Origin of the sequence: Streptomyces sp. NPDC002580, assembly GCF_042889485.1 — a bacterium.
Lineage (GTDB): Bacteria > Actinomycetota > Actinomycetes > Streptomycetales > Streptomycetaceae > Streptomyces.
Map to the genome: position 1 here is coordinate 101,854 of NZ_JBIAQZ010000013.1, position 21,725 is coordinate 123,578.

A 21,725-nucleotide genomic window follows, 5' to 3' on the forward strand; every position below is an offset into this window, starting at 1 on the left:
CCGGCGGTCCCGCTCTCCACGAGCCGGCGGACCCACGCCTTTCCCGGCTCCCCCGGAGCAGACCCACGCCGCCGACCGCTCGGCCTCAGCTCGGCCCTCGCCCGCTCGAACGCCACGGCTCGAAGGCGCGGGCCGGCGGGCAGGCGGCGACCGGTCAGGAACCCGCCAGGCGTACACCCCGAGCACGTCACCGGCCGGAGGTCAGTACGTCGGTCCCGGCGTCCATCCCGGCAGCGCCTCCGTGGCCTCCAGCCACGCCGCGGGGGGCGCTCCCGCCTTCCCGGAGGCCACCACGCCGCCCACGATGGAACAGGTCGTGTCCACATCACCGCCGACCTGGGCCGTGACCCAGAAGCCCTCCTCATAGTCGCCCAGGGCGCGGGCGGCCGACCAGAGGGCGAAGGGAACGGTGTCGTGAGCCGACGTACGCCGTCCGCAGCCCAGTACGGCGGCGACGGTCGCGGCGTCCCCGTAGTCGAGCATGTCCCGGGCGCGTCGCAGTCCGGCACCCACGGCACTGCGCGGCACGAGTGCGATGACGCCGTCGAGCAGCGCCTCGGCGCTCGGCGGGCCCGCCGGGTCGGCGGCCAGCGCGGCGGCCGCGGCGACGGCCATGGCTCCGACCACGGCCTCCCGGTGCTGGTGCGTGGGGTAGGCGGAGATCTCCGCCTGATGGGTCGCCTGCTCGGGGTCGTCGGCGTACCAGGCCCCCAGGGGGGCGATCCGCATCGCCGCGCCGTTGCCCCACGAGCCCTGTCCCTTGAAGAGGGCGGACGCCAGCTCGCGCCAGTCGCCGCCCTCCCGGATCTGCCGCAGCAGCCGGTTGACCGCGGGGCCGTAGCCCCGGTCGAAGTCGTGGTGCTCGGCGAAGGAGCGGGCCAGCTCGTCCTGGTCGACGCGATGGTGTGTGGCCAGGACCGCGACCACGGAGCAGGCCATCTCGGTGTCGTCGGTCCACTGCCAGGGGCGGGGCGGCAGCTCTCGGCGCTTCAACAGTGGGTAGTTCGCGGGCACGAAGAACTGCGAACCCAGCGCGTCCCCCACCATGAGTCCGCGCAGGCTGGCCAGGGCGCGGCCGAAGCGGCCGTCGGGCGAGGAGTCAGCGATCATGGCTCTCCCACTCTATCCGGTGACTCCGTACGATTCCGGATCACGCCATTGCTCGAAGGGACGATCAAGGGTGTACCTGCCGTCCTCCCCCAGAACGAGCATCCGCACCTCCGCGTTCCCCGGGTTCGAGAGCGATTCGAACTCGGCGACCGTCCAGTGGAACCAGCGCATGCAGAACAGCCGCATGGCCAGGCCGTGGGTCACCAGGAGGACGTTCGGCGGGTGGTCCGGGGCCTCGAAGCTCCGGTAGAGGCTCTCCAGGAAGCCGCCGACCCGGTCGTACACGTCGGCCCCGGACTCTCCCTGCGCGAACCGGTAGAAGAAGTGCCCGTACGCGTCGCGATAGGCCTTCTGGAGACGTACGTCGTCACGGTCCTGCCAGTTGCCCCAGTCCTGCTCGCGCAGGCGCGGCTCCTCACGCACCCGGACGAGTCCGGGGTCGAGGTGGAAGGCGCGGAACGTCTCGTGGGTGCGGCGGTACGGGGAGACGTAAGCGCTTACGCGCTCCCCGCCGAAGATCTCACGCAGCTGTTTGCCGGTGTTCTCCGCCTGCTGCCACCCCGTCTCGGTGAGCGCCAGAGCGTGGTCGGGCTCGCGTTCGTACACGGTGTCATCGGCATTGCCCACCGACTCGCCGTGCCGGACAAGGACGATGCGCCGTGGTCGTGCCATGCCAAGACCCTAGATCGTGTGGGCACCGTTCGAGCAGCCGTACAGCCTCCATACGGCGCAGATCACACCGTTCCCGCACATCAGGACCCGGCGAGCGGGCGCCGCCGGGGCGTCCTGCCCGGATTTCAGACGATCCAGCCGGGCTCCAGCCGCACGATGTCGCCCGCGAGGGCGGCTATGTCGGCCTCGATCTGGGCGCGCAGTGCCAGCCGCTCCACCCGCTCGGCGCGGTACTTGCCGTGCTCGGCGGCCGACTTCCACATGGACAGGACCAGGAACTCGCTACCGGGCGCCTCGCCGAACAGGCCTCGCACCATGCCGGGCGAGCCCGCCATCGCGGGGTTCCAGACCTTCTCCTGCATCAGCGCGAAGTGCTCGGCGCGGTCCTCGTGGACACGGCAGTGCGCGACCCGCACCACGTCGGAGTCCGTGAAGCGCGGCTCGAAGCCGGTCTTCACGTCGAATCGGTGGTCGAACAGTTTGACCTGGGAGTCCTTGAAGGTGCCCGCCTGCGAGGCGGCGAGCCGGTCATGGGACCGGGCCATGAAGGAGTCGTAGAAGGCACGGCTTTCCCAGAAGGCGAAGATGTGCGCGACGCCGGACCGCCCCACACTCCACCCTCCGCCCTGTCCCCGGAATCCCGGCTCCCCCAGAAGCCCCGCCCATTTTCGCTGCCCTCGTTCGAAACCGCGGCGATCGACCACGGTGCAGCGAATCCACTTGACCAGCACCGCGCCATCGTAAGGCCCCGGAACGTGGCGCCGGTCACGCTCCGGCCGAGCAGATCCGCGCGAACTCTCCGGCGCGCGTGGCACGATGAACAACCGGCCTAGCCCGCAGGGCAGTTGAGCCGGTGATTACTGAAGAACGGGGAGGGCACATCCGGTGAACGGTCTCAACAAGGGCATCCGCAAAGCCGAGTTGGCGGTGAAATGGGATCCCAGTCCCGCAGGTGAGCCCGCGACCGACCTCGACATCGTCGCGGCGACCTATCTGGCGTCCGCGCCGGACGGGGCTCCGGACTACGTGGTGTATTTCGGCAGCCGCTCGCCGGACGGCACCATCTCTCTGGACCGTGACAGCAAGGACGGCAAGGGCTTCGGCTGGGACGAGGTCATGACGCTGGAGCTCGACCGTCTGAACAGCCGTTACGCGCGCGTGGTGGTCGGTGTGCTGATCCAGCAGCGCACCGGACCGAGGACGTTCGCCGGTGTCCTCAATCCCGCGTTCCGCCTGCGTGAGGGCTACACCGTCCTGACGGAGGGGGAGTTCGGCGACGTGCCGGGAGCAACGGCCGCGACCATAGGCGAGTTCGTTCGCGACGGCTCCGGGGAGTGGACGTTCCATCCGGGCGTCCACGGCTACGACACGGACCCGGCGACCTTCGCCCAGGTCATGGGCAGCCCGCAGGAGGCGTGAGGCACAGCCCGGTGTCGTGGGGTCCGCGCTGTGCCGGCCTTCGGTCCCGGGCTCGCCCGGGGGGGGTGTTCAGCCGCTCTTCCAGCCCGGGATCGTCGGCAGCACCGTTTCGGCGACGCGGAACAACGCCGCGTCGTCGGGCACCCCCTCGTCCTGACGCCAGACGGTGACCTCGAACGAACCGCCGCCTCCGTCCTTCGCGTCCCTGGCGACCAACAGGCTGCGGGCGATGCCGCCGGGGCCGCTCTCGGCTTTGCCGGAGCCGAGGGTGAGGGCGACCGTCCGGTCCGAGTAGAGGACCGCCGTGTGCCCCAGTACCTGCCTCGGCTCGGCCTTCGGCAGCAGGTCGAGGCCCTGCGAGACGGAGAACTGGTCCTCTGAGGCCGACAGCTTCACGGAGTAGGTGTCCAGGGTCACGTTCGCCTCAGGGCTGGCGATCTTGGTCCCACCGTCGAGGGTGATCCACCCGTCGTCGCCGTCGGCCGTCCGCGCGTGCTCCTGGGGCGTCCCCAGGAGGGCCGGCAGGTCCGAGCGGTTCAGCGCCCGGCACAGCTGCGCCCCGGAGACCCGCTTCGCCGACGGTGTGCCGCGCCCCTCGGAACAGGTGGCCGGCCTGTCGGTGCCGTTCGTGTTCGGAAGGACCCGTGACACCCCCCATATGCCCCCCGTGACGCCCCCGACCAGCACCACCGCCGCGAAGGCCTGAACCCCCACGTTCAAGCCCGCTCTCGATCCGGCCATCTTGTCGGCCATGTCCCCCGCCTCCCCATCGCGCCCCGTGCGCGCGGAGGGAGACTAGCCGTAGATCGTTTCGCGGGAAAGGCGGATTCCACCGGGTTCCGAGACCGTGACCCCGCGCGACCACGGTCGCCCGGGGCGGACCGTGCGAGGGGCCCCGGCTCCTTGCCCGACGGCACCCGTCGGCACGACGCCGAGGGCGGTGGAGCCACCTGCCCGCTCCACCGCCCTGATCAGCTGTTCACGCCCGAAGGGCGCTCGGTGTCAGCCGCGACCGCTCGCCGAGGCGACGCCCGGTGTCAGCTGCAACCGCTCGTCGAGCCGCAGCCCTCGCAGATGTAGCAGGAACCGGCCCGCTGCATCTTCGTGCCGCAGGAGAAGCACAGCGGGGCGTCGGCCTGGATGCCCAGCTGCATCTCCACCAGCTCCGCGCTGGTGTGGACCTGCTTCGGGGCGGGCTCGGCCGCCACGGCCTCGATCTTGGGGGTGACGGCGACGGCCTTCAGCTCCTGCGCGCGGGGCGCGGACTGGGCCAGACCCTCGACCTCGACCTCGACGTCCTCCATGGACGGCTCGTAGGAGCCGGTCTCCAGGTGACGCTGGCGCTCCTCGGCGGAGTGGATGCCGAGCGCGGAGCGCGTCTCGAAGGGCAGGAAGTCCAGCGCCAGGCGGCGGAAGATGTAGTCGACGATCGACTGCGCCATCCGCACGTCCGGGTCGTCCGTCATGCCGGCCGGCTCGAAGCGCATGTTCGTGAACTTCGAGACGTACGTCTCCAGCGGCACGCCGTACTGCAGACCCACCGAGACGGCGATCGAGAAGGCGTCCATCATGCCCGCGAGGGTGGAGCCCTGCTTCGACATCTTGAGGAAGACCTCGCCGAGACCGTCGTCGGGGTAGGAGTTGGCGGTCATGTAGCCCTCGGCGCCGCCGACCGTGAAGGAGGTCGTGATGCCGGGGCGGCCCTTGGGCAGGCGCTTGCGGACCGGGCGGTACTCGACGACCTTCTCGACCGCGGTACGGATGGTCTCCTCGGCCTTGGCCGTGACGGCGTCCGTCGCGGACTTCTCCTTCTCCTTGGTCTTGGCGGAGAGGGGCTGGCCGACCTTGCAGTTGTCGCGGTAGATCGCGAGCGCCTTGACGCCCAGCTTCCACGCCTCGAAGTAGACCTCCTCGACGTCCTCGACGGTCGCCGTCTCCGGCAGGTTGACCGTCTTGGAGAGCGCGCCGGAGATCCAGGGCTGGATCGCGGCCATCATGCGGACGTGGCCCATCGCGGAGATGGAGCGCTCGCCCATGGCGCAGTCGAAGACCTCGTAGTGCTCGGTCTTCAGGCCCGGGGCGTCGACGACATTGCCGTTCTCGGCGATGTGGGCGACGACCGCCTCGATCTGCTCCTCCTGGTAACCCAGGCGGCGCAGGGCCTGCGGCACGGTGCCGTTGACGATCTGCATCGAGCCGCCGCCGACCAGCTTCTTGAACTTGACCAGCGCGAGGTCGGGCTCGAGACCGGTGGTGTCGCAGGACATCGCGAGACCGATGGTGCCGGTCGGGGCGATGACCGAGGCCTGCGCGTTGCGGAAGCCGTTCTTCTCGCCGAGGCGGATCACGTCCTGCCAGGCCTCCGTGGCGGCGGCCCAGATCGGGGTGTCCAGGTCGTCCATGCGGACGGCCGCGGTGTTGGCGTCGGCGTGCTGCTTCATGACGCGCTGGTGGGGCTGCGCGTTGCGGGCGTAGCCGTCGTACGGGCCGACGACCGCGGCGAGCTCTGCGGAACGCTTGTACGACGTACCCGTCATCAGGGAGCTGATGGCGCCGGCGAGCGCGCGGCCGCCGTCGGAGTCGTACGCGTGGCCGGTCGCCATGAGCAGGGCGCCGAGGTTGGCGTAGCCGATGCCCAGCTGGCGGAAGGCGCGGGTGTTCTCGCCGATCTTCTCCGTCGGGAAGTCAGCGAAGCAGATGGAGATGTCCATCGCGGTGATGACCAGCTCGACGACCTGGGCGAAGCGCTCGATCTCGAAGGACTGGCGGCCCTTGCCGTCGTCCTTGAGGAACTTCATCAGGTTCAGGGAGGCGAGGTTGCAGGACGTGTTGTCCAGGTGCATGTACTCGCTGCACGGGTTCGAGCCGTTGATACGGCCGGACTCCGGGCACGTGTGCCAGTTGTTGATCGTGTCGTCGTACTGGATGCCCGGGTCGGCGCAGGCCCAGGCGGCCTCGGCCATCTTGCGGAAGAGCGACTTGGCGTCGACCTCCTCGATGACCTCGCCGGTCATGCGCGAGGTGAGGCCGAACTTGCCGCCCTCCTCGACCGCCTTCATGAACGTGTCGTTCACGCGGACCGAGTTGTTGGCGTTCTGGTACTGGACGGACGTGATGTCGTCGCCGCCGAGGTCCATGTCGAAGCCCGCGTCACGGAGGGCGCGGATCTTCTCCTCTTCCTTGACCTTGGTCTCGATGAAGTTCTCGATGTCGGGGTGGTCGACGTCGAGGATGACCATCTTGGCCGCGCGGCGGGTCGCGCCGCCCGACTTGATCGTTCCCGCGGAGGCGTCGGCACCGCGCATGAAGGACACGGGACCCGAGGCGTTGCCGCCCGAGGAGAGGAGCTCCTTGGAGGAGCGGATCCGGGAGAGGTTCAGGCCGGCGCCGGAGCCGCCCTTGAAGATCATGCCCTCTTCCTTGTACCAGTCGAGGATCGACTCCATGGAGTCGTCGACGGACAGGATGAAGCAGGCGGAGACCTGCTGGGGCTGCGGCGTCCCGACGTTGAACCAGACGGGGCTGTTGAAGCTGAAGATCTGGTGCAGGAGGGCGTACGCCAGCTCGTGCTCGAAGATCTCGGCGTCGGCGGGCGAGGAGAAGTACTTGTGGTCCTCTCCGGCCTTCCTGTACGTCTTCACGATGCGGTCGATGAGCTGCCTGAGACCGGTCTCGCGCTGCGGGGTGCCGACAGCACCGCGGAAGTACTTGCTGGTGACGATGTTGACCGCGTTCACCGACCAGAAGCCGGGGAACTCGACGCCACGCTGCTCGAAGTTGATCGAGCCGTCGCGCCAGTTGGTCATGACGACGTCACGGCGCTCCCACTTCACCTCGTCGTACGGATGCACGCCGGGGGTGGTGTGAATGCGCTCGATACGCAGGCCCTTGGTGGCCTTGGCTCCGCTCTTCGCGCGGGAACCTCGTGCCGGACCGCTCGCCGTCTCTGTCATTGCGCCTCCCAGTAACAGGCTAAAACGCCCTGAAGTGCCGCGATCTTCCCGCAGCACGGTGTGTGTCTGATGCCGCGCGCGCCGCTGATGCGGCCTGCCGCGACAGGTCTGTGGTCGCCGCCCGAGGGCGGGGCCGGTCACCCCGGAGGGTCCGGCCCGCGGTCAGTCGGCGGCGGTGGCGGGCACGGGAACCTCACAGGTTCCCGCGGGCCCGCGGTCGGTCTCCTGGCGCGCCGCGTCCGCGTCGTCGTCGGCCGCGGCGGGGCGTTGCTCCACCTGCCTGAGTTCCGCGATGGCGGCTTCGAAGTCGTCGAGCGAGTCGAAGGCCCGGTACACGGACGCGAACCTCATGTACGCCACGAGGTCGAGTTCCTGCAAGGGTCCGAGTATGGCCAGTCCCACGTCGTGGGTGGTCAGTTCGGCGCTTCCGGTGGCTCGCACGGCCTCTTCGACACGCTGGCCGAGCTGGGCGAGCGCGTCCTCGGTGACGGGCCGCCCCTGGCAGGCCTTGCGCACGCCGTTGATGACCTTGATCCGGCTGAAGGGCTCGGTGACGCCCGAGCGCTTCACCACCATGAGTGAGCACGTCTCCACGGTCGTGAAACGACGGGAGCAGTCGGGGCACTGGCGGCGCCTGCGGATCGACGTGCCGTCGTCGGTCGTACGACTGTCGACGACGCGGCTGTCGGGGTGCCTGCAGAAGGGGCAGTGCATGGCTCCGACCCTCCTTCTCAACACGACTCAGGGACCTCTCGGGACCTCTCCGGTCCCTCGAAGCAGCCTCAAGCATAGGCGATGCTCAAGGCTGCGAGGACACATGCGACCACAACTTCTGGGACGCCTCCGCAATCCAACCACTAGATGTGGGGCTTGGACCGCGAAATCACCCATGGCCCGCGTGTCATACACGTAAGGGCACGTGCCGCACAGGCATACCCATCCCGGACACCCGGGGATAGCGTGGGCGACGCACGGAAAGGGGCCGGTCCCCGGCCCGGCGGCCATCGGATGACAGACTGGACGCCGACCCGGGTCGACCCGCACGGCCACCGCCTCCGGCGGTGAAGGGTACAGCAATGAACCCTTTTGTCCGCCGGGCACATTGCTAGCCATACACCCAGACACATGATCACGTCAGGCAGTGCACGTTTTTTCACTCGAACGTGTGTTTGGCGCAACCTTTCGAAAGCAACTACCGTTGTCCAGCAGGGAGACCATCGAGAGGGGCCGACGTGACCACCACCGCAGACAGCGCCACCATCACTGCCCAGGAGCGCTCCCAGGGCCGACTCGAGCCGGTGCATGCGATGAATGAAGCCGCGAATCATGAGGGGCCCAAGCGCTCCCTGCCTGGGCGACCTCCAGGCATCCGGGCCGACAGCTCGGGACTCACGGACCGGCAGCGCCGGGTGATCGAGGTGATCCGGGACTCCGTGCAGCGGCGCGGCTACCCGCCGTCGATGCGGGAGATCGGTCAGGCCGTAGGCCTTTCCAGCACCTCCTCGGTCGCGCATCAGCTGATGGCGCTGGAACGCAAGGGCTTCCTGCGCCGCGACCCGCACCGCCCGCGCGCCTACGAGGTGCGGGGCTCCGACCAGTCGTCGGTGCAGCCCACGGACACGGCGGGCAAGCCGGCCGCGTCCTATGTACCGCTCGTCGGCCGTATCGCCGCCGGAGGTCCGATCCTCGCCGAGGAATCGGTCGAGGACGTCTTCCCTCTCCCGCGCCAGCTCGTCGGCGACGGAGAGCTGTTCGTCCTGAAGGTCGTCGGTGACTCGATGATCGAGGCCGCCATCTGCGACGGGGACTGGGTGACGGTCCGCCGCCAGCCGGTCGCCGAGAACGGCGACATCGTCGCCGCGATGCTCGACGGCGAGGCCACGGTGAAGCGCTTCAAGCGTGAGGACGGGCACGTGTGGCTGCTGCCGCACAACTCCGCGTACCAGCCCATCCCCGGCGACGAGGCGACCATCCTCGGCAAGGTCGTGGCGGTACTGCGTCGGGTGTGACACCGCGACGGGCGGACCTCCGCCCCCGCCCCTGACCGGGGCCCCGGAACCAACTGCGCCGGTTCCGGGGTCCCGTGCGTTTCCTGGCCGGGGGCCTTCACCGGGCTGCGGCCCCCGGCGGGGTGCCGCACAGGGTCCGATGCCCACACGCCGGGCATCGGGCGCCCTATGCCACCCGTCACCCGTCACCCGTCACCCGTCACCCGTCACCCGTCACAGCGTGCTCGGGGCTCGTGTCCCTCTCGACCTGGGGCTGGGCGTGGCTCAGGGTCCATGCACCCCTCGGCTGAGGGGCGTATCGCTGGGCGAGCCTCCGGCGCTACGTCTCGTCCGGCTCGGCCGGGGTCTCCTCGGCTCGGGGTTCCTCGACCGGGACCTCTTCTGTGGTTCCCGCCGTCTCCTCGGCCGCTCGGGCCTTCTGGTCGATCGCGGCGAGGGATCTGCGGACCTGATCGCGATCCGTGGTGTACCAGAAATCGGGCAGCGAGGCCTTCAGGTAGCTGCCGTAGCGAGCCGTGGCCAGACGCTGGTCCAGCACGGCGACGACGCCCCGGTCACCGGAAGCGCGTACGAGGCGGCCGGCGCCCTGGGCCATGAGGAGAGCGGCGTGAGTGGCGGCCACGGCCATGAAGCCGTTGCCTCCGTTCTCCTCGACCGCCTTCTGGCGGGCGCTCATGAGCGGGTCGTCGGGACGAGGGAAGGGGATCTTGTCCATGACGACCAGCTGGCAGCTGGGGCCCGGCACGTCCACGCCCTGCCAGAGCGAGAGCGTGCCGAACAGGCAGGTCTTCGGGTCCGCCGCGAAGTTCTTGATCAGCTCGCCGAGCGTCTCCTCGCCCTGGAGCAGGATCGGGTACTCGGGAATGCGGGACCGCAGCTCCTCCGCCGCGAGCTGGGCCGCGCGCATCGAGGAGAAGAGGCCGAGCGTGCGGCCCCCTGCGGCCTGGATCAGCTCCGTGAGCTCGTCGAGCATGTCGCCGCGGTCGCCGTCACGCGCGGGACGCGACAGGTGCTTGGCGACGTAGAGAATGCCCTGCCTCGGGTAGTCGAAGGGCGAGCCGACGTCGACGCCCTTCCACTGGGGGACGTCCTCCCCCTCGGTGCCCTCCGGGGCGAGCCCGAGCGACGCACCCACCCCGTTGAAGTCCCCGCCCAGCTTGAGGGTCGCGGAGGTCAGGACCACGGAACGGTCCGTGAAGAGCTTCTCCCGGAGGAGTCCGGACACGTTCATCGGAGCCACCCGGAGCGAGGCCCCGAAGCGGTCGTGGCGTTCGTACCAGACCACGTCCCATTCGGAACCGTTCGCGATGCGCTCCGCCACGGCGTGCACTGATTCGACAGAGGCCAGGGCCTGCTTGCGGACGGCGTCCTCGTCCTGGACGGACTTGTCGCGGGTGGAGCCGATGGCCGAGATCACCGTGCGGGCGGCGTCGCGCAGGGCCATCAACGCGTACCCCAGGTCCTCCGGGACCTCTTCCAGGCGTCCCGGCAGCGCCAGCTCCATCACGCGCTCGAAGCCCTCGGCGGCGGACTGGAGCTGGTCGGCGGCCTTCTCGTTCACGAGCTTCGCGGCGCGGCGCACGGCTCGGTTGACCTGCCCGGGCGTGAGTTCGCCGGTGGCGACGCCGGTGACCCTGGAGACCAGCTCGTGCGCCTCGTCGACGATCAGCACCTCGTGCTGCGGGAGGATCGGCGCGCCCTCGATGGCGTCGATCGCGAGCAGCGCGTGATTGGTGACGACGACCTCGGCGAGCTTGGCCCGCTCGCGGGCCATCTCGGCGAAGCACTCCGCTCCGTAGGCGCACTTGGTGGCGCCGAGGCACTCCCGCGAGGACACCGACACCTGTCCCCAGGCCCGGTCGGAGACACCCGGTGTGAGGTCGTCGCGGTCCCCGGTCTCGGTCTCGTCCGACCAGTCGCGCAGCCTCAGCAGGTCCTGGCCCAGCTTGCTGCTGGGCGCGGCCGCCTCGAACTGGTCGAAGAGGCCCTCCTCCTCGTCCTGCGGCACGCCCTCGTGCAGGCGGTGCAGGCACAGGTAGTTCGACCGGCCCTTCAGCATCGCGAACTCGGGACGGCGGCGGAGCAGTGGGTGCAGCGCGTCGACGGTGCGCGGCAGGTCCCGCTCGACGAGCTGTCGCTGGAGCGCCAGGGTGGCGGTCGCCACGACCACCCGCTCGCCGTGCGCGAGCGCCGGGACCAGGTAGCCGAGCGACTTTCCGGTACCGGTGCCGGCCTGGACCAGCAGGTGGGAATTGTCGTCGATGGCACCGGCGACCGATTCGGCCATGGTCACCTGGCCAGGGCGCTCCGTACCGCCGACAGCGGTGACGGCGGCGTGCAGGAGTTCGGGGAGTGAGGGCTTCGTCATAGCGCTGCCAGACTACGGGGCGCCACTGACAACCGAGTGATCAAGCCCGGAACCGGGGACGCGATCACGTCGCGTACGGAACCGGTGATCAGGATCGTCGCCGGGGGTTCGGGACGGCTCCGCCGACGGCCGGGCGCGGACGCGCCGGGCGATCGTGGCCGTCGCCCGGACACGGCCGGTGGCGGTTCCGGCACGGCCGCTCGATACGGAGGGGTGTGCGGGTCGAACATCGCGTGAGGTCCTTGCACTCGGGGAACGAGTCTTGGGGCCGACGGTCTCCCCTCGGACGAGGGACCGGAACGCACGGTGCGCCGGGGGCTACAGGGGTACTGGAGGTACGGGGACACCCGCTACGCCAGATCGCGCAGGGCCCGGTCGCGGATCATGAGGGCCGCCCGTTTGCCGGGCAGCTCGACCTCGGCGGAGAAGCGGAACCCCGCGCTCAGGAACGCGGACACGGACGGGGTGTTCCGGAGGTCGGGTTCCGCGACGACACGAGCGCACGCGGGGCGCATGTCGAACACGTGGTCGGCGACGGCCCGGAGCAGGGTCGAGCCGAGCCCTCTCGCCCGGTCGGCGACCCCGCCGATGAGGAGGTGGACCCCGGTGTCGTGGGGCCGGGCGGGGTAGTGCCGCGCCAGACGGTCGAGATCCGCGCGGTAGAGCTCCCAGTAGCTCATCGGGGTCCCGTCCAGCGCCCCGAGACAAGGGACGCTGCGTCCGTCGCCGTCGAGCTGCCGGCGCAGATGTTCCTCGACGACGGACTCGGCCCCCGCCAGTTCCCAGAACGCCGCGACGGCGGGGTCGTTCATCCAGCGGGTGATGAGGGAGAGGTCGCGCTCGGCGCGCACCGGCACGAGGTGGAACACGCCCGCGGATGTCTTGGTCGGTCCCCAGCCCCCGACCCGGTCGAGCAGGTCACCCCCTTCCCCGGCCCCCGCACGGGCCCCGGCGTCCGCCGTGTCAGCGGTGCCCGCCCTGTCCCCGGCGAACAGCGCGATCAGTTCGTCGGGGAGCCGGAGGTCGAGCGTGTCCTCACTGTCCGTGTCAGGGCCGGGGTCCAGGCCGGTGGCCGCACCGGACACGGGGCCGGGTCCGGATCCCGGGCCGGGGGCGGATCCGGACTCCGGTCGGGCGGTGTGGGCGGGGCCGGCGTCGGTGCTCGCGTCGGTGGGACGCACGACGCTCCTCTCAGAAGGCGGGGTGGGTCATGGTCCTCAGGAATGGAGGGGGTTGGCGATGGTGACGTAGACGGACTGGGTGTCGACGGGACCGACGAGTTCGTCGAGGCCGTGCAGCCGGGTCAGCAGGTTGGCCTTGCAGCGCAGGACGGGCGAGTCGAGCAGGAGGGCGGGCAGGGGCGTCCGCAGCCGGGCCGGGCCGGTGGCGACATCGACGAGGAACCGCCGGAACGCGGCGAGCAACAGCCGCTCGTCGGCCAGCCGCTGGGAGCCGAACGCGCCGACGAGGCCCAGCACGTTGTTGATCGCGAGGTAGTAGGCGAAGCGTTCGTCGGTGACCTCGTCGGGGACGAAGGTGTCGCTGTGCGCGCCGATCCCCGGCAGCCGGGCGTCGAGTTCGGCTCGCCGGGACTCACGGAAGTAGTAGCCCTGGTTGTCCCGGTAGCGGCCGCCCGCGGGCCAGCCGTCCGCGTCCAGCAGGAGCAGCGTGTTCTGCTGATGCGCCTCCAGGGCGATGCCCGCCTCGCTGTCCAGCCAGAGCACGGGTCGTACGACCTGTTCGAGGTAGCGCAGGAACCACTCGGTGGCGACGGCGTCGCGCGGGCGTCCGGTCCGTGCGGCGAGCGCGGTGACGATCTCGTCGAGCCGGGACCGCATCCGGCGGCTGTCCTCCGCCCGGTCGGCCGTGCCGGGTCGGGGACAGGGTCGGGGCGAGACCAGTCCCGCCACGCAGGCGACGTCGTCCGCCGGGCGGAACGGGTTGTGGCGGATCATCACGTCCAGCCCGGGGAGGGGGTCGCCGCCGACGCCGTCGACGGCGAGCCAGGCCGGGTCGCGGACGATGTCGAAGCCGGGGTGGACGGTCTGCCACCGCTTGAACAGGCCGCAGCGCAAGAGGCGGTGGACCTCGACGCCCCGGTGGAGTTCCTTGCGGAGGTTCTCGCGGCGCGAGTTGGTGATGCGCAGGCCCAGCGACAGCTTCAGCATGGCGGGGGCCCCGGAGCGGTACACGGTCCGGACGGAGGAGGTGGGGTGCCAGGCGGCACCGAGCGGACCCAGGTCCCGCAGGAGCCCGGCGTCCAGCAGGGCCGCCGTCTCGGGCCGGTGCCGGACCTCGCGCAGCTGCCAGGGGTGCAGCGGCAGCGCGGCCGCGTACCCGTCGGGGAGCGTCAGGTCGGGGCCGGCCAGCCGCGTCGTCAGCTGCTCCGCCGACACGGGGCGGCCGCGCTCCGTCCACGCCGAGTCCGCCGCGAGCACCGACGGCGCGACCGCGATCCAGTGCAGGGGGAAGGAGCCGCGCAGTTCGGGCGAGAAGAGTCGGTTCTCGGCCTCGGAGAGGCCGTCGCGTCCCTTCGGTGTCGGGTGCAGCGGGTGGCCGAGGAGAAGTGCCTGCTCCGCGGCGAGGAAGCGGTCGGGGCCGTCGGAGGGGTGTTCCCTGCGGTCGCCGAGGAACACGGCCGTGCGTACGACCGAGTCGGCGACGCGGCCGACGAGGTCGGCGCCCTCACCGGCCGGGCTGTCCGAGTGCGCGGCTTCCGGCCCGGCCGGTGCCGCTCCCGCCGGTGCGACGGTGGTTGCCGGGAGGCCCGTACGCTCCGCCGGTGTCTCGGGGGCGGTCTGCCGTGCGAAGAGGGCGGCCACGGTCACCGCGTCGGCGGCCGGCGCCGTCCCGGGGGCGTCGGCGAGACGGGGAGGGCCGAAGCGGTGCCAGCCGGCGGCGGACCAGTGGTGGACGGGGACGAGCAGGGTCGCGCCGCTGGCCGGGAGGGGGATGCGGAGGGTGCCGTCGTCGGGTGCGGAGAGGTTGTTCTCCCGTACCCAGCAGCGCAGCAGGTTCTCCACCGCCGCGGCCTGGGCCGCCGTCCGGATGTCGGGGTGTTCCAGCGGGTCGGCGGTGGTCCCGCGCGGTCGCCGGGGAGCGGGGGCCGCCTCCGCCTGCCGGGGAACGGACTCGGCCGCGGACGGGTGCGGGACGGGTGTTCCGTGGGCCGCTCGCTCGTACGTGGAGGGAGGGCTGTGGGGTGCGGGACTGACGCTCACGAGAATTCCTTGAAGGTGGTGCGGGTTCGTACGGCGACGAACCGGGGTGGTGCCGGTTGACGGCGGGCTCTTGCGTTCCGGGGCGAGGTCGCCGCGTGGGCGCGGACGCCGGTAGGGTGGTGCGCCGGAGGGCCGACGCCCGGTGTCGTACGGACGGCGGTCGGGCGCGTACGCCCCTGTTCCGTCCCCCCTCGCGCCCGTCCCCCCTCGCCGGGTCCCCGTCCCCGCGGCGGCCGGGGTCGGCCCCTGGCCGGGATCTCACCGCGGGGGGTCGACACCCCGCGCCCCGTCGCTCCCGGGTCGTGGGTCCGCGTGTGCGACCGCCCGCACCGCGTCGGCGAGCCGGTCGAGCACGGCCGACGTCTGTTCGTCGCTGATCGTCAGGGGCGGGAGGAGACGCACGACGCTCGAACGACGGCCTCCGAGTTCGACGATGAGCCCTCGGCGCAGGCACTCCCGTTGGACGGCCGCGGCGAGCCCCGGGGCGGCGGGGCGAGGACCGTCGGGGACGAGGCTCGGCTGCCCTTCGGGGTCCACGAACTCGAGGCCGATCATCAGGCCGCGTCCGCGGACGTCACCGACGCAGGGGAACTCCGATGCCAGGCCGCGGAGTTGGGTCAGCATGCGGGCGCCGACAGTGGCCGCGCGTTCGGCGAGGCCGTTCTCGCGGACGTGGGCGAGGGTGGCCGTGCCGGCCGCCATGGCCAGCTGGTTGCCGCGGAACGTGCCCGCGTGGGCGCCGGGTTGCCACACGTCGAGGTCGTCCCGGTAGACGATGACGGCCAGCGGCAGGCTGCCGCCGATGGCCTTGGAGAGGACCATGACGTCCGGGGTGATCCCGCTGTGTTCCACCGCCCAGAACGTGCCGGTCCGGCCCACTCCCGTCTGGACCTCGTCCACGATCAGCGGGATGGACCGGGCGGCCGTGATCTCGCGCATCCGCCGTGTCCAGGCGTCCGGTGCGGGAATCACCCCGCCCTCTCCCTGGACGGGTTCGAGGATCATGCCGGCGGGGAGCGGTACGCCCGACTTGGTGTCGTCGAGGAGGGACTCCGTCCAGCGCGCGGAGAGTTCGGCGCCCTGGTCGCCGCCGATGCCGAACGGGCACCGGTAGTCCTGCGGATAGGGCAGCCGGGCGACGCGTACGTCGCCGGCGCCGCCGGAGGCTTCGAGCGCGCCCGCCGTCATCCCGTGGTAGGCGCCGGTGAACGCGAGCGTGCCGGTGCGGCCGGTGGCCGCGCGCACCAGTTTGAGGGCGGCCTCCACGGCGTCGGTCCCGGCCGGTCCGCAGAACTGGACCCGGGCGCGCTCGGCGAACCGCGGGGGCAGGGTGCGGAAGAGTTCGGTGGTGAAGGCGTCCTTGACCGGTGTCGCGAGGTCCAGGACGTGCAACGGTGCCCCCGAGTCGAGGACCTTTCTGATCGCCTCGAGGACGACGGGGTGGTTGTGTCCGAGGGCCAGGGTCCCGGCGCCAGAGAGGCAGTCCAGATAGCGGCGCCCGTCGGCGCCCTCGATCGTCAGCCCGCGCGCCCGCACGGGAACGATGGGAAGGGCGCGCGCGTAGGTGCGCGCCGCCGATTCACGCGCCGACTGACGCCGCAGAATCCCCTCGTGCGCCGCGCGCGCCCCCTCGGCCGCTCCGGTACCACCGTCCCGCGCCCCCGGGGAGCCCCCGGACGCCCCCACCGGCACCACCGCCGACTCGGTCACAGCCACGACTTCCGGTCCTCCCGCTGTCCAGAGGCAACTTGGGCAGGGGTTTCCGCACGCAGACGGCAGGCCCCCGTACATACCAACGACGCCAATCGGATTGGGAAGCGGGTGAATTCGAAGTTCCCGGCCGGGCCGACGCCGGGATCCGGGTCCTGACACGACGCCCGCCGCTCCGGCCCGCGCCGGGCGCGCTCGAACGACCGCTTCCCGAGCGGGAGTTCCCGCCCGGCTCCTACTTCGTGGGCCCCGGCCGGGAGCCCGGTACGCGTGAGACACCCCTGGGAACCGTGAGGGTTCCGGCGATTCGAGCGGCCCGCCCCGTAGCTGAACCGTTGCCGTTCCGTCGGGTGTCCCCCATACCGACCGCATAGTCTTTGTTGCCGTTCGGTCCTACCGGACGCGCCGCCCAGGCGACCCGCACACCCACCGCACAGTTCCCACACGCTCAGGGGGAGTTACACCATGCGATCCATACGCCCGCCCTTCGCCGCCCGCCGAGGCAGGAGCGCGCGCCGCAGAACGTCCCCCGTCCTGGCCTCCGTCGGCCTCATCGCGGCCCTGACACTGACCGCCACCGCCTGCGGCTCGGGCGACGACACCGCGAGCGACGCTCCCAGCGCCACCGCGTCGCAGGGCAGCGACGGGAAGATCACGATCCCGGACGACATCAAGGACCAGCTCAAGAAGCACGGCATCGATGTCGACAAGTGGAAGGGCGGCGACTGGAAGAACTGGGACAAGGACGACTGGCTGCGCGAGGCCGACGACTTCATCAACCCGATCATCAAGGGCCTGTGGGACCCGAACCGGATGCGCGAGGCCGACGACCCGGACGTGAACAAGGGCGTCGACGAGGCGGACCTGACCGGTGACCAGGGTGTCACCGACCCGGAACCGGCTCCGGTGACGGCGCGGGCCGTGCGGACGTCCTACCACGCCAACGTCCCCGAGGCGGGCAAGGTGTTCTTCGACTCCCCCGAGGGCACGATGGTCTGCTCGGCGACGGTGGTCGAGGACCCGGCGCACCCGGGCAAGTCCAACCTCGTGTGGACCGCCGGCCACTGCGTGCACGCCGGCAAGAAGGGCGGCTGGTTCCGCAACATCGCCTTCGTGCCCTCGTACAACGACTCGGGCAAGACGGCGGCGCAGATGGAGAACGCCCCGCGCGAGGAGGTCGCTCCGTACGGCGTCTGGTGGAGCGACTGGGCGCAGACCTCGGACCAGTGGATCGGCCAGGGCGGTACCACGGGCGGCCAGGGAGCCTCGTACGACTTCGCCGTGCTGCACGTGACGCCGGAGAAGGGCGGTGACGGCAAGTCGCTCGAGGAGACGGTGGGTTCGGCGCTGCCGGTGAACTTCAACGCTCCGGCCGTACCCGAGGTCTCGAGCATCACGGCGACCGGCTACCCGGCCGCGGCGCCGTTCGACGGCCAGAAGCTGTACCAGTGCACCGACAAGCCGGGCCGGCTGTCGGTCGCGCAGGCCGACCCCACGATGTACCGCATCGGCTGCTCCATGACCGGTGGCTCCTCGGGCGGCGGCTGGGTGGCCACCGGCTCGGACGGCAAGCCGGCGCTGGTGTCCAACACCTCGATCGGCCCGGTCAAGTTCGGCTGGCTGGCGGGTCCCCGGCTGGGCGACGTGGCCAAGGGCGTGTACGACTCGGTGAGCGGCAAGTTCAAGGGCCAGTGACCCGGACGGCGTGACAGGTCCGGGCGGACGGCGGTGGGACGGTTCACGGGAACTGTCACCGGTCCACCGCCGTCCGCCCCGGCCGGCACCGGGTGACCGAGCGGTTCGGCGGCCGGTGTGCGCCCGTCCCGTCCGCGGGCCCCGCGGACGCGTCCACGGCGAAGGCCCGCCTCCCGGTTCTGCTCCCGGGGGACGGGCCTTCGTCGACATCCGCGGTGGATGCGCCTAACCGAGCGCGGGCGCCGCGACGTACGGCGCGAGGTCCGCCGCCAGTTCCTCGTGGACCCGCAGCTTGAGCAGGGTCCCCTCCGCGGTGTGCTCCTCGGAGATCACCTCGCCCTCGGTGTGGGCGCGGGCCACCAGCTTGCCGTGCGTGTACGGCACGAGAGCCTCGATCTCGACCGAGGGACGCGGCAGCTCGGTGTCGATCAGTTCGAGCAGCTCGGCCATGCCCTGGCCGGTGCGGGCCGAGACGGCGATGGACCGCTTCTCGTTCCGCATCAGCCGCTGGAGCACCAGCGGGTCCGCCGCGTCCGCCTTGTTGATCACGACGATCTCGGGCACCTTCGTCGCGCCGACGTCACGGATGACCTCGCGCACCGCGGCCAGCTGCTCCTCCGGCGCCGGGTGCGAACCGTCCACCACGTGCAGGATCAGGTCGGAGTCGCCGACCTCCTCCATCGTGGAGCGGAACGCCTCGACCAGGTGGTGCGGCAGGTGGCGTACGAACCCGACCGTGTCGACCAGGGTATACAGCCGCCCGCTCGGCGTCTCGGCCCGACGGACGGTCGGGTCGAGGGTGGCGAACAGCGCGTTCTCGACGAGGACGCCCGCGCCGGTGAGGCGGTTGAGCAGGGACGACTTGCCGGCGTTGGTGTAACCGGCGATGGCGACCGAGGGCACCTTGTTGCGACGGCGCTCCTGGCGCTTGATCTCGCGGCCCGTCTTCATGTCCGCGATCTCCCGGCGCATCTTCGCCATCTTCTCGCGGATACGGCGCCGGTCCGTCTCGATCTTGGTCTCACCGGGGCCACGGGTGGCGAGCCCGCCGCCCTTGCCGCCGCCCATCTGGCGGGACAGCGACTGACCCCAGCCGCGCAGTCTCGGCAGCATGTACTGCATCTGCGCGAGCGCGACCTGGGCCTTGCCCTCTCGGGACTTGGCGTGCTGGGCGAAGATGTCGAGGATCAGGGCCGTACGGTCGATGACCTTGACCTTGACGACGTCCTCGAGGTGGATCAGCTGGCCGGGGCTCAGCTCACCGTCGCAGATGACGGTGTCGGCGCCGGTCTCGAGCACGATGTCACGGAGCTCGTTGGCCTTGCCGGAACCGATGTAGGTCGCCGCGTCGGGCTTGTCGCGGCGCTGGACGACACCGTCGAGCACGAGCGCTCCCGCGGTCTCCGCGAGGGCGGCCAGCTCGGCCAGTGAATTGTCCGCGTCCTGGATGGTCCCCGAGGTCCAGACACCGACGAGGACGACGCGCTCCAGACGGAGCTGTCGGTACTCGACCTCGGTGACGTCCTCGAGTTCGGTGGAGAGGCCCGCCACGCGGCGCAGGGCCGCGCGCTCGGAGCGTTCGTACTGCTCGCCGTCCCGGTCTCCGTCGATCTCGTGGCTCCAGGCGACGTCCTCTTCCATCAGGGCATCGGCCCGAAGACCTTCGGGGTAGTTCTGCGCGGGGGTCTGCGCGTCCTGGGAAGGGGAAGAAGAGGAGGTCATTGGATCCTTACGTAGATGGAGGAGCGGCGGACCGACGAATGCCGTCCGTCACAGGGAACAACGTCCGGGGCCACCGGGAGATTCCCGGTTCCGGCCGGGCCGACCCTCCGAAGGGGGCCCGCACCACCGGCTCGACGATGGTCGCACGGTACGACTCGTCCCGTCACGCGACTTATCCGGCCCCGCCGCGCACCCGCGGGCATCGCCCCGCGGGTGCCGTCGTACGCCCGGGTCCCGTTCGTTCACGGGCCCGCGGGCCGCGCTGTCTCACGCCCCCTGGTGCCGGGCCCGCACTCCCTTGCGCGCCTGCGGGGCGTCGCTCTTCCAGTCCGGGTGCCCGGGCATCGGCGGTGTCTTCTCGCCGTACAGCCACGCCTTGAAGAACCCGCTCAGATCGCGGGCGGCGACGGCGGAGGCGAGTTCCACGAAGTCGTCCGTGGAGGCCACGCCGTCGCGGTTGACGCTCACCCAGGTCCGCTCCAGGTGTTCGAAGGCCGGGCGCCCGATCTCCTGGCGCAGCGCGTAGAGGGCCAGGGCGGCGCCGTCGTAGACGTTCGGGCGGAAGATGCTGATCTTGTGGCCGGGCGTGGGCCCCTTGGGTGCCGCGGGCGGTCCGCCGGCGGCGCGCCAGGAGTCGGACAGCCGGTAGGCCGCCTTCATCCGCGTCTTCATCGGCTTGTTCGCCTTCTCCTCGGCGTACAGGGCTTCGTACCAGGTGGCGTGCCCTTCGTTGAGCCAGAGGTCGGACCAGGTGCGGGGGCTGACGCTGTCGCCGAACCACTGGTGCGACAGCTCGTGCACCATGATCGACCGGACGTACCACTTCGGGTACGCGGGCTCGGTGAAGATGTCCTTCTCGAAGAGGGAGAGCGTCTGCGTCTCCAGCTCGAAGCCGGTCCGCGCCCGGGCCATGAGCACCCCGTAGGTCTCGAAGGGGTACGTCCCGACCTTCCCCTCCATCCAGGCGATCTGTCCGGGGGTCTCGCGGAGCCACGGTTCGAGCACCTTGCGGTCGGCGGTCGGGACGACGTCGCGGACGGGCAGGCCGTGCGGGCCCTCGCGGCGCAGCACGCTGGAGCGGCCGATGGACACCTGTGTCAGCTCGGTGGCCATGGGGTGCTCGGTCCGATAGGTCCAGGTCGTGGCCCCGCGGGCCCGCCGGGTGCCCTCGGACAGACCGTTGGCCACCACCGTGTAGCCGTCCGGCGCCGTGACGTGGATGGTGAACATCGCCTTGTCGGAGGGGTGGTCGTTGCACGGGAAGACCAGGTGCCCGGCGTCGGCCTGGTTGGCCATCGCGAGCCCGTCGTCGGTGCGCACCCAGCCGCCGTCCTGGCCCTTCGCGCCGACCGGATCGCTGGTGTGACGCACGGTGATGCGCAGCGGGTTCCCGGCGGGCAGGGGTTCGGCGGGGGTCACCACCAGGTCGTCGCCCGCGCTCACGAAGTCGGCGGGCGCGCCGTTGACGTCGACCGAGCGCACCTTTCCGTGCGCGAAGTCGAGGTTGACGCGGTCGAGCGAGGTGGTCGTCAGGGCGTCGATCGTGGTGACGGCCGTGAGCGGCTTGTCGTTGGTGCCGGGGTAGGTGAAGGCGAGGTCGTACGACTCCACGTCGTAGCCGGGGTTGCCGAGGGTGGGGAACAGCCGGTCACCGACCCCCAGGGGCGCGGCCGGGTCCGGGGCGCTCGCGGCGATCAGGCAGACGGAGACGGCCGAGGCGAGCAGCGCCGCCGTGACGCGGCGGCTCCTCGGACGTGCGGGCGTGGTGGGGGCGGGGTTGCACGGCATGGACCACCGCTACCAGCGCGGGCCCCTTCCGCGCCGACGACTCGCGTCCCTCCCACCC

The 21,725-nt window shown here is 71.1% G+C and carries 15 protein-coding genes; 3 read left to right on the top strand and 12 right to left on the bottom strand.

Annotation, left to right across the window (positions count from 1 at the left end; genetic code table 11):
* Window positions 1-201: 201 nt before the first annotated feature.
* The 3 genes from ACFYW7_RS33400 to ACFYW7_RS33410 form a co-directional block, all read right to left on the bottom strand.
* Window positions 202-1,110 (bottom strand): ADP-ribosylglycohydrolase family protein, encoded by a 909-nt coding sequence (locus tag ACFYW7_RS33400; protein ID WP_389509324.1) that lies wholly within the window; start codon window positions 1,108-1,110, stop codon window positions 202-204.
* Window positions 1,111-1,122: 12 nt separating this feature from the next.
* Window positions 1,123-1,782: a histidine phosphatase family protein gene (locus tag ACFYW7_RS33405; RefSeq protein ID WP_389509326.1), complete on the bottom strand. Its 660-nt coding sequence runs from the start codon at window positions 1,780-1,782 to the stop codon at window positions 1,123-1,125.
* 125 nt (window positions 1,783-1,907) lie between these two features.
* Window positions 1,908-2,513, bottom strand: a complete 606-nt coding sequence (locus ACFYW7_RS33410) for a YdbC family protein (protein WP_389509328.1) — start codon at window positions 2,511-2,513, stop codon at window positions 1,908-1,910.
* 154 nt (window positions 2,514-2,667) lie between these two features.
* On the opposite strand from ACFYW7_RS33410, the gene ACFYW7_RS33415 reads away from it, so the two are divergent.
* Entirely contained in the window at window positions 2,668-3,201 is a 534-nt protein-coding gene (locus tag ACFYW7_RS33415; protein ID WP_389509330.1) for a TerD family protein, read from the top strand.
* Between the two features lie 69 nt (window positions 3,202-3,270).
* Here the strand turns inward: ACFYW7_RS33415 and ACFYW7_RS33420 are convergent, their stop codons facing one another.
* The 3 genes from ACFYW7_RS33420 to nrdR form a co-directional block, all read right to left on the bottom strand.
* Window positions 3,271-3,954 carry a DUF6215 domain-containing protein gene (locus ACFYW7_RS33420; RefSeq protein WP_389509333.1) on the bottom strand — a complete coding sequence of 228 codons (684 nt, stop codon included), beginning with the start codon at window positions 3,952-3,954 and terminating at the stop codon, window positions 3,271-3,273.
* A gap of 284 nt (window positions 3,955-4,238) precedes the next feature.
* On the bottom strand, window positions 4,239-7,154 hold the full coding sequence (locus ACFYW7_RS33425) for a vitamin B12-dependent ribonucleotide reductase (RefSeq protein ID WP_389509336.1): 2,916 nt from the start codon (window positions 7,152-7,154) through the stop codon (window positions 4,239-4,241).
* A 162-nt stretch (window positions 7,155-7,316) separates the two neighbouring features.
* Window positions 7,317-7,868 carry a transcriptional regulator NrdR gene (gene nrdR / locus ACFYW7_RS33430; RefSeq protein ID WP_389509339.1) on the bottom strand — a complete coding sequence of 184 codons (552 nt, stop codon included), beginning with the start codon at window positions 7,866-7,868 and terminating at the stop codon, window positions 7,317-7,319.
* A 518-nt stretch (window positions 7,869-8,386) separates the two neighbouring features.
* Between nrdR and lexA the strand changes: the two genes are divergently transcribed.
* Window positions 8,387-9,163, top strand: coding sequence for a transcriptional repressor LexA (gene lexA / locus ACFYW7_RS33435; RefSeq protein ID WP_266763403.1), 777 nt, complete (start codon window positions 8,387-8,389; stop codon window positions 9,161-9,163).
* A gap of 319 nt (window positions 9,164-9,482) precedes the next feature.
* Here lexA and ACFYW7_RS33440 read toward each other — a convergent pair whose 3' ends face one another.
* The 4 genes from ACFYW7_RS33440 to ACFYW7_RS33455 all read right to left on the bottom strand — a co-directional run bounded on the left by ACFYW7_RS33440 (window position 9,483) and on the right by ACFYW7_RS33455 (window position 16,438).
* Window positions 9,483-11,531 carry an ATP-dependent DNA helicase gene (locus tag ACFYW7_RS33440; RefSeq protein WP_389509341.1) on the bottom strand — a complete coding sequence of 683 codons (2,049 nt, stop codon included), beginning with the start codon at window positions 11,529-11,531 and terminating at the stop codon, window positions 9,483-9,485.
* A 350-nt stretch (window positions 11,532-11,881) separates the two neighbouring features.
* The gene (locus tag ACFYW7_RS33445) at window positions 11,882-12,712 is read right to left on the bottom strand and encodes a GNAT family N-acetyltransferase (protein ID WP_389509343.1); all 831 of its coding nucleotides are present in this window, start codon (window positions 12,710-12,712) and stop codon (window positions 11,882-11,884) included.
* 36 nt (window positions 12,713-12,748) lie between these two features.
* Entirely contained in the window at window positions 12,749-14,752 is a 2,004-nt protein-coding gene (locus ACFYW7_RS33450; protein WP_389509345.1) for an IucA/IucC family protein, read from the bottom strand.
* A 258-nt stretch (window positions 14,753-15,010) separates the two neighbouring features.
* Window positions 15,011-16,438, bottom strand: a complete 1,428-nt coding sequence (locus ACFYW7_RS33455; protein WP_389509432.1) for a diaminobutyrate--2-oxoglutarate transaminase family protein — start codon at window positions 16,436-16,438, stop codon at window positions 15,011-15,013.
* Between the two features lie 489 nt (window positions 16,439-16,927).
* On the opposite strand from ACFYW7_RS33455, the gene ACFYW7_RS33460 reads away from it, so the two are divergent.
* Window positions 16,928-18,157 (top strand): hypothetical protein, encoded by a 1,230-nt coding sequence (locus ACFYW7_RS33460; RefSeq protein ID WP_389509347.1) that lies wholly within the window; start codon window positions 16,928-16,930, stop codon window positions 18,155-18,157.
* A gap of 225 nt (window positions 18,158-18,382) precedes the next feature.
* On the opposite strand, the gene hflX is transcribed toward ACFYW7_RS33460, so the two are convergent.
* Both hflX and ACFYW7_RS33470 read right to left on the bottom strand, forming a co-directional pair.
* Complete coding sequence (gene hflX, locus ACFYW7_RS33465; protein WP_389509349.1) at window positions 18,383-19,879, bottom strand: GTPase HflX; 1,497 nt, start codon at window positions 19,877-19,879, stop codon at window positions 18,383-18,385.
* Between the two features lie 267 nt (window positions 19,880-20,146).
* On the bottom strand, window positions 20,147-21,667 hold the full coding sequence (locus ACFYW7_RS33470) for a M1 family metallopeptidase (RefSeq protein ID WP_389509351.1): 1,521 nt from the start codon (window positions 21,665-21,667) through the stop codon (window positions 20,147-20,149).
* Window positions 21,668-21,725 lie beyond the last annotated feature (58 nt).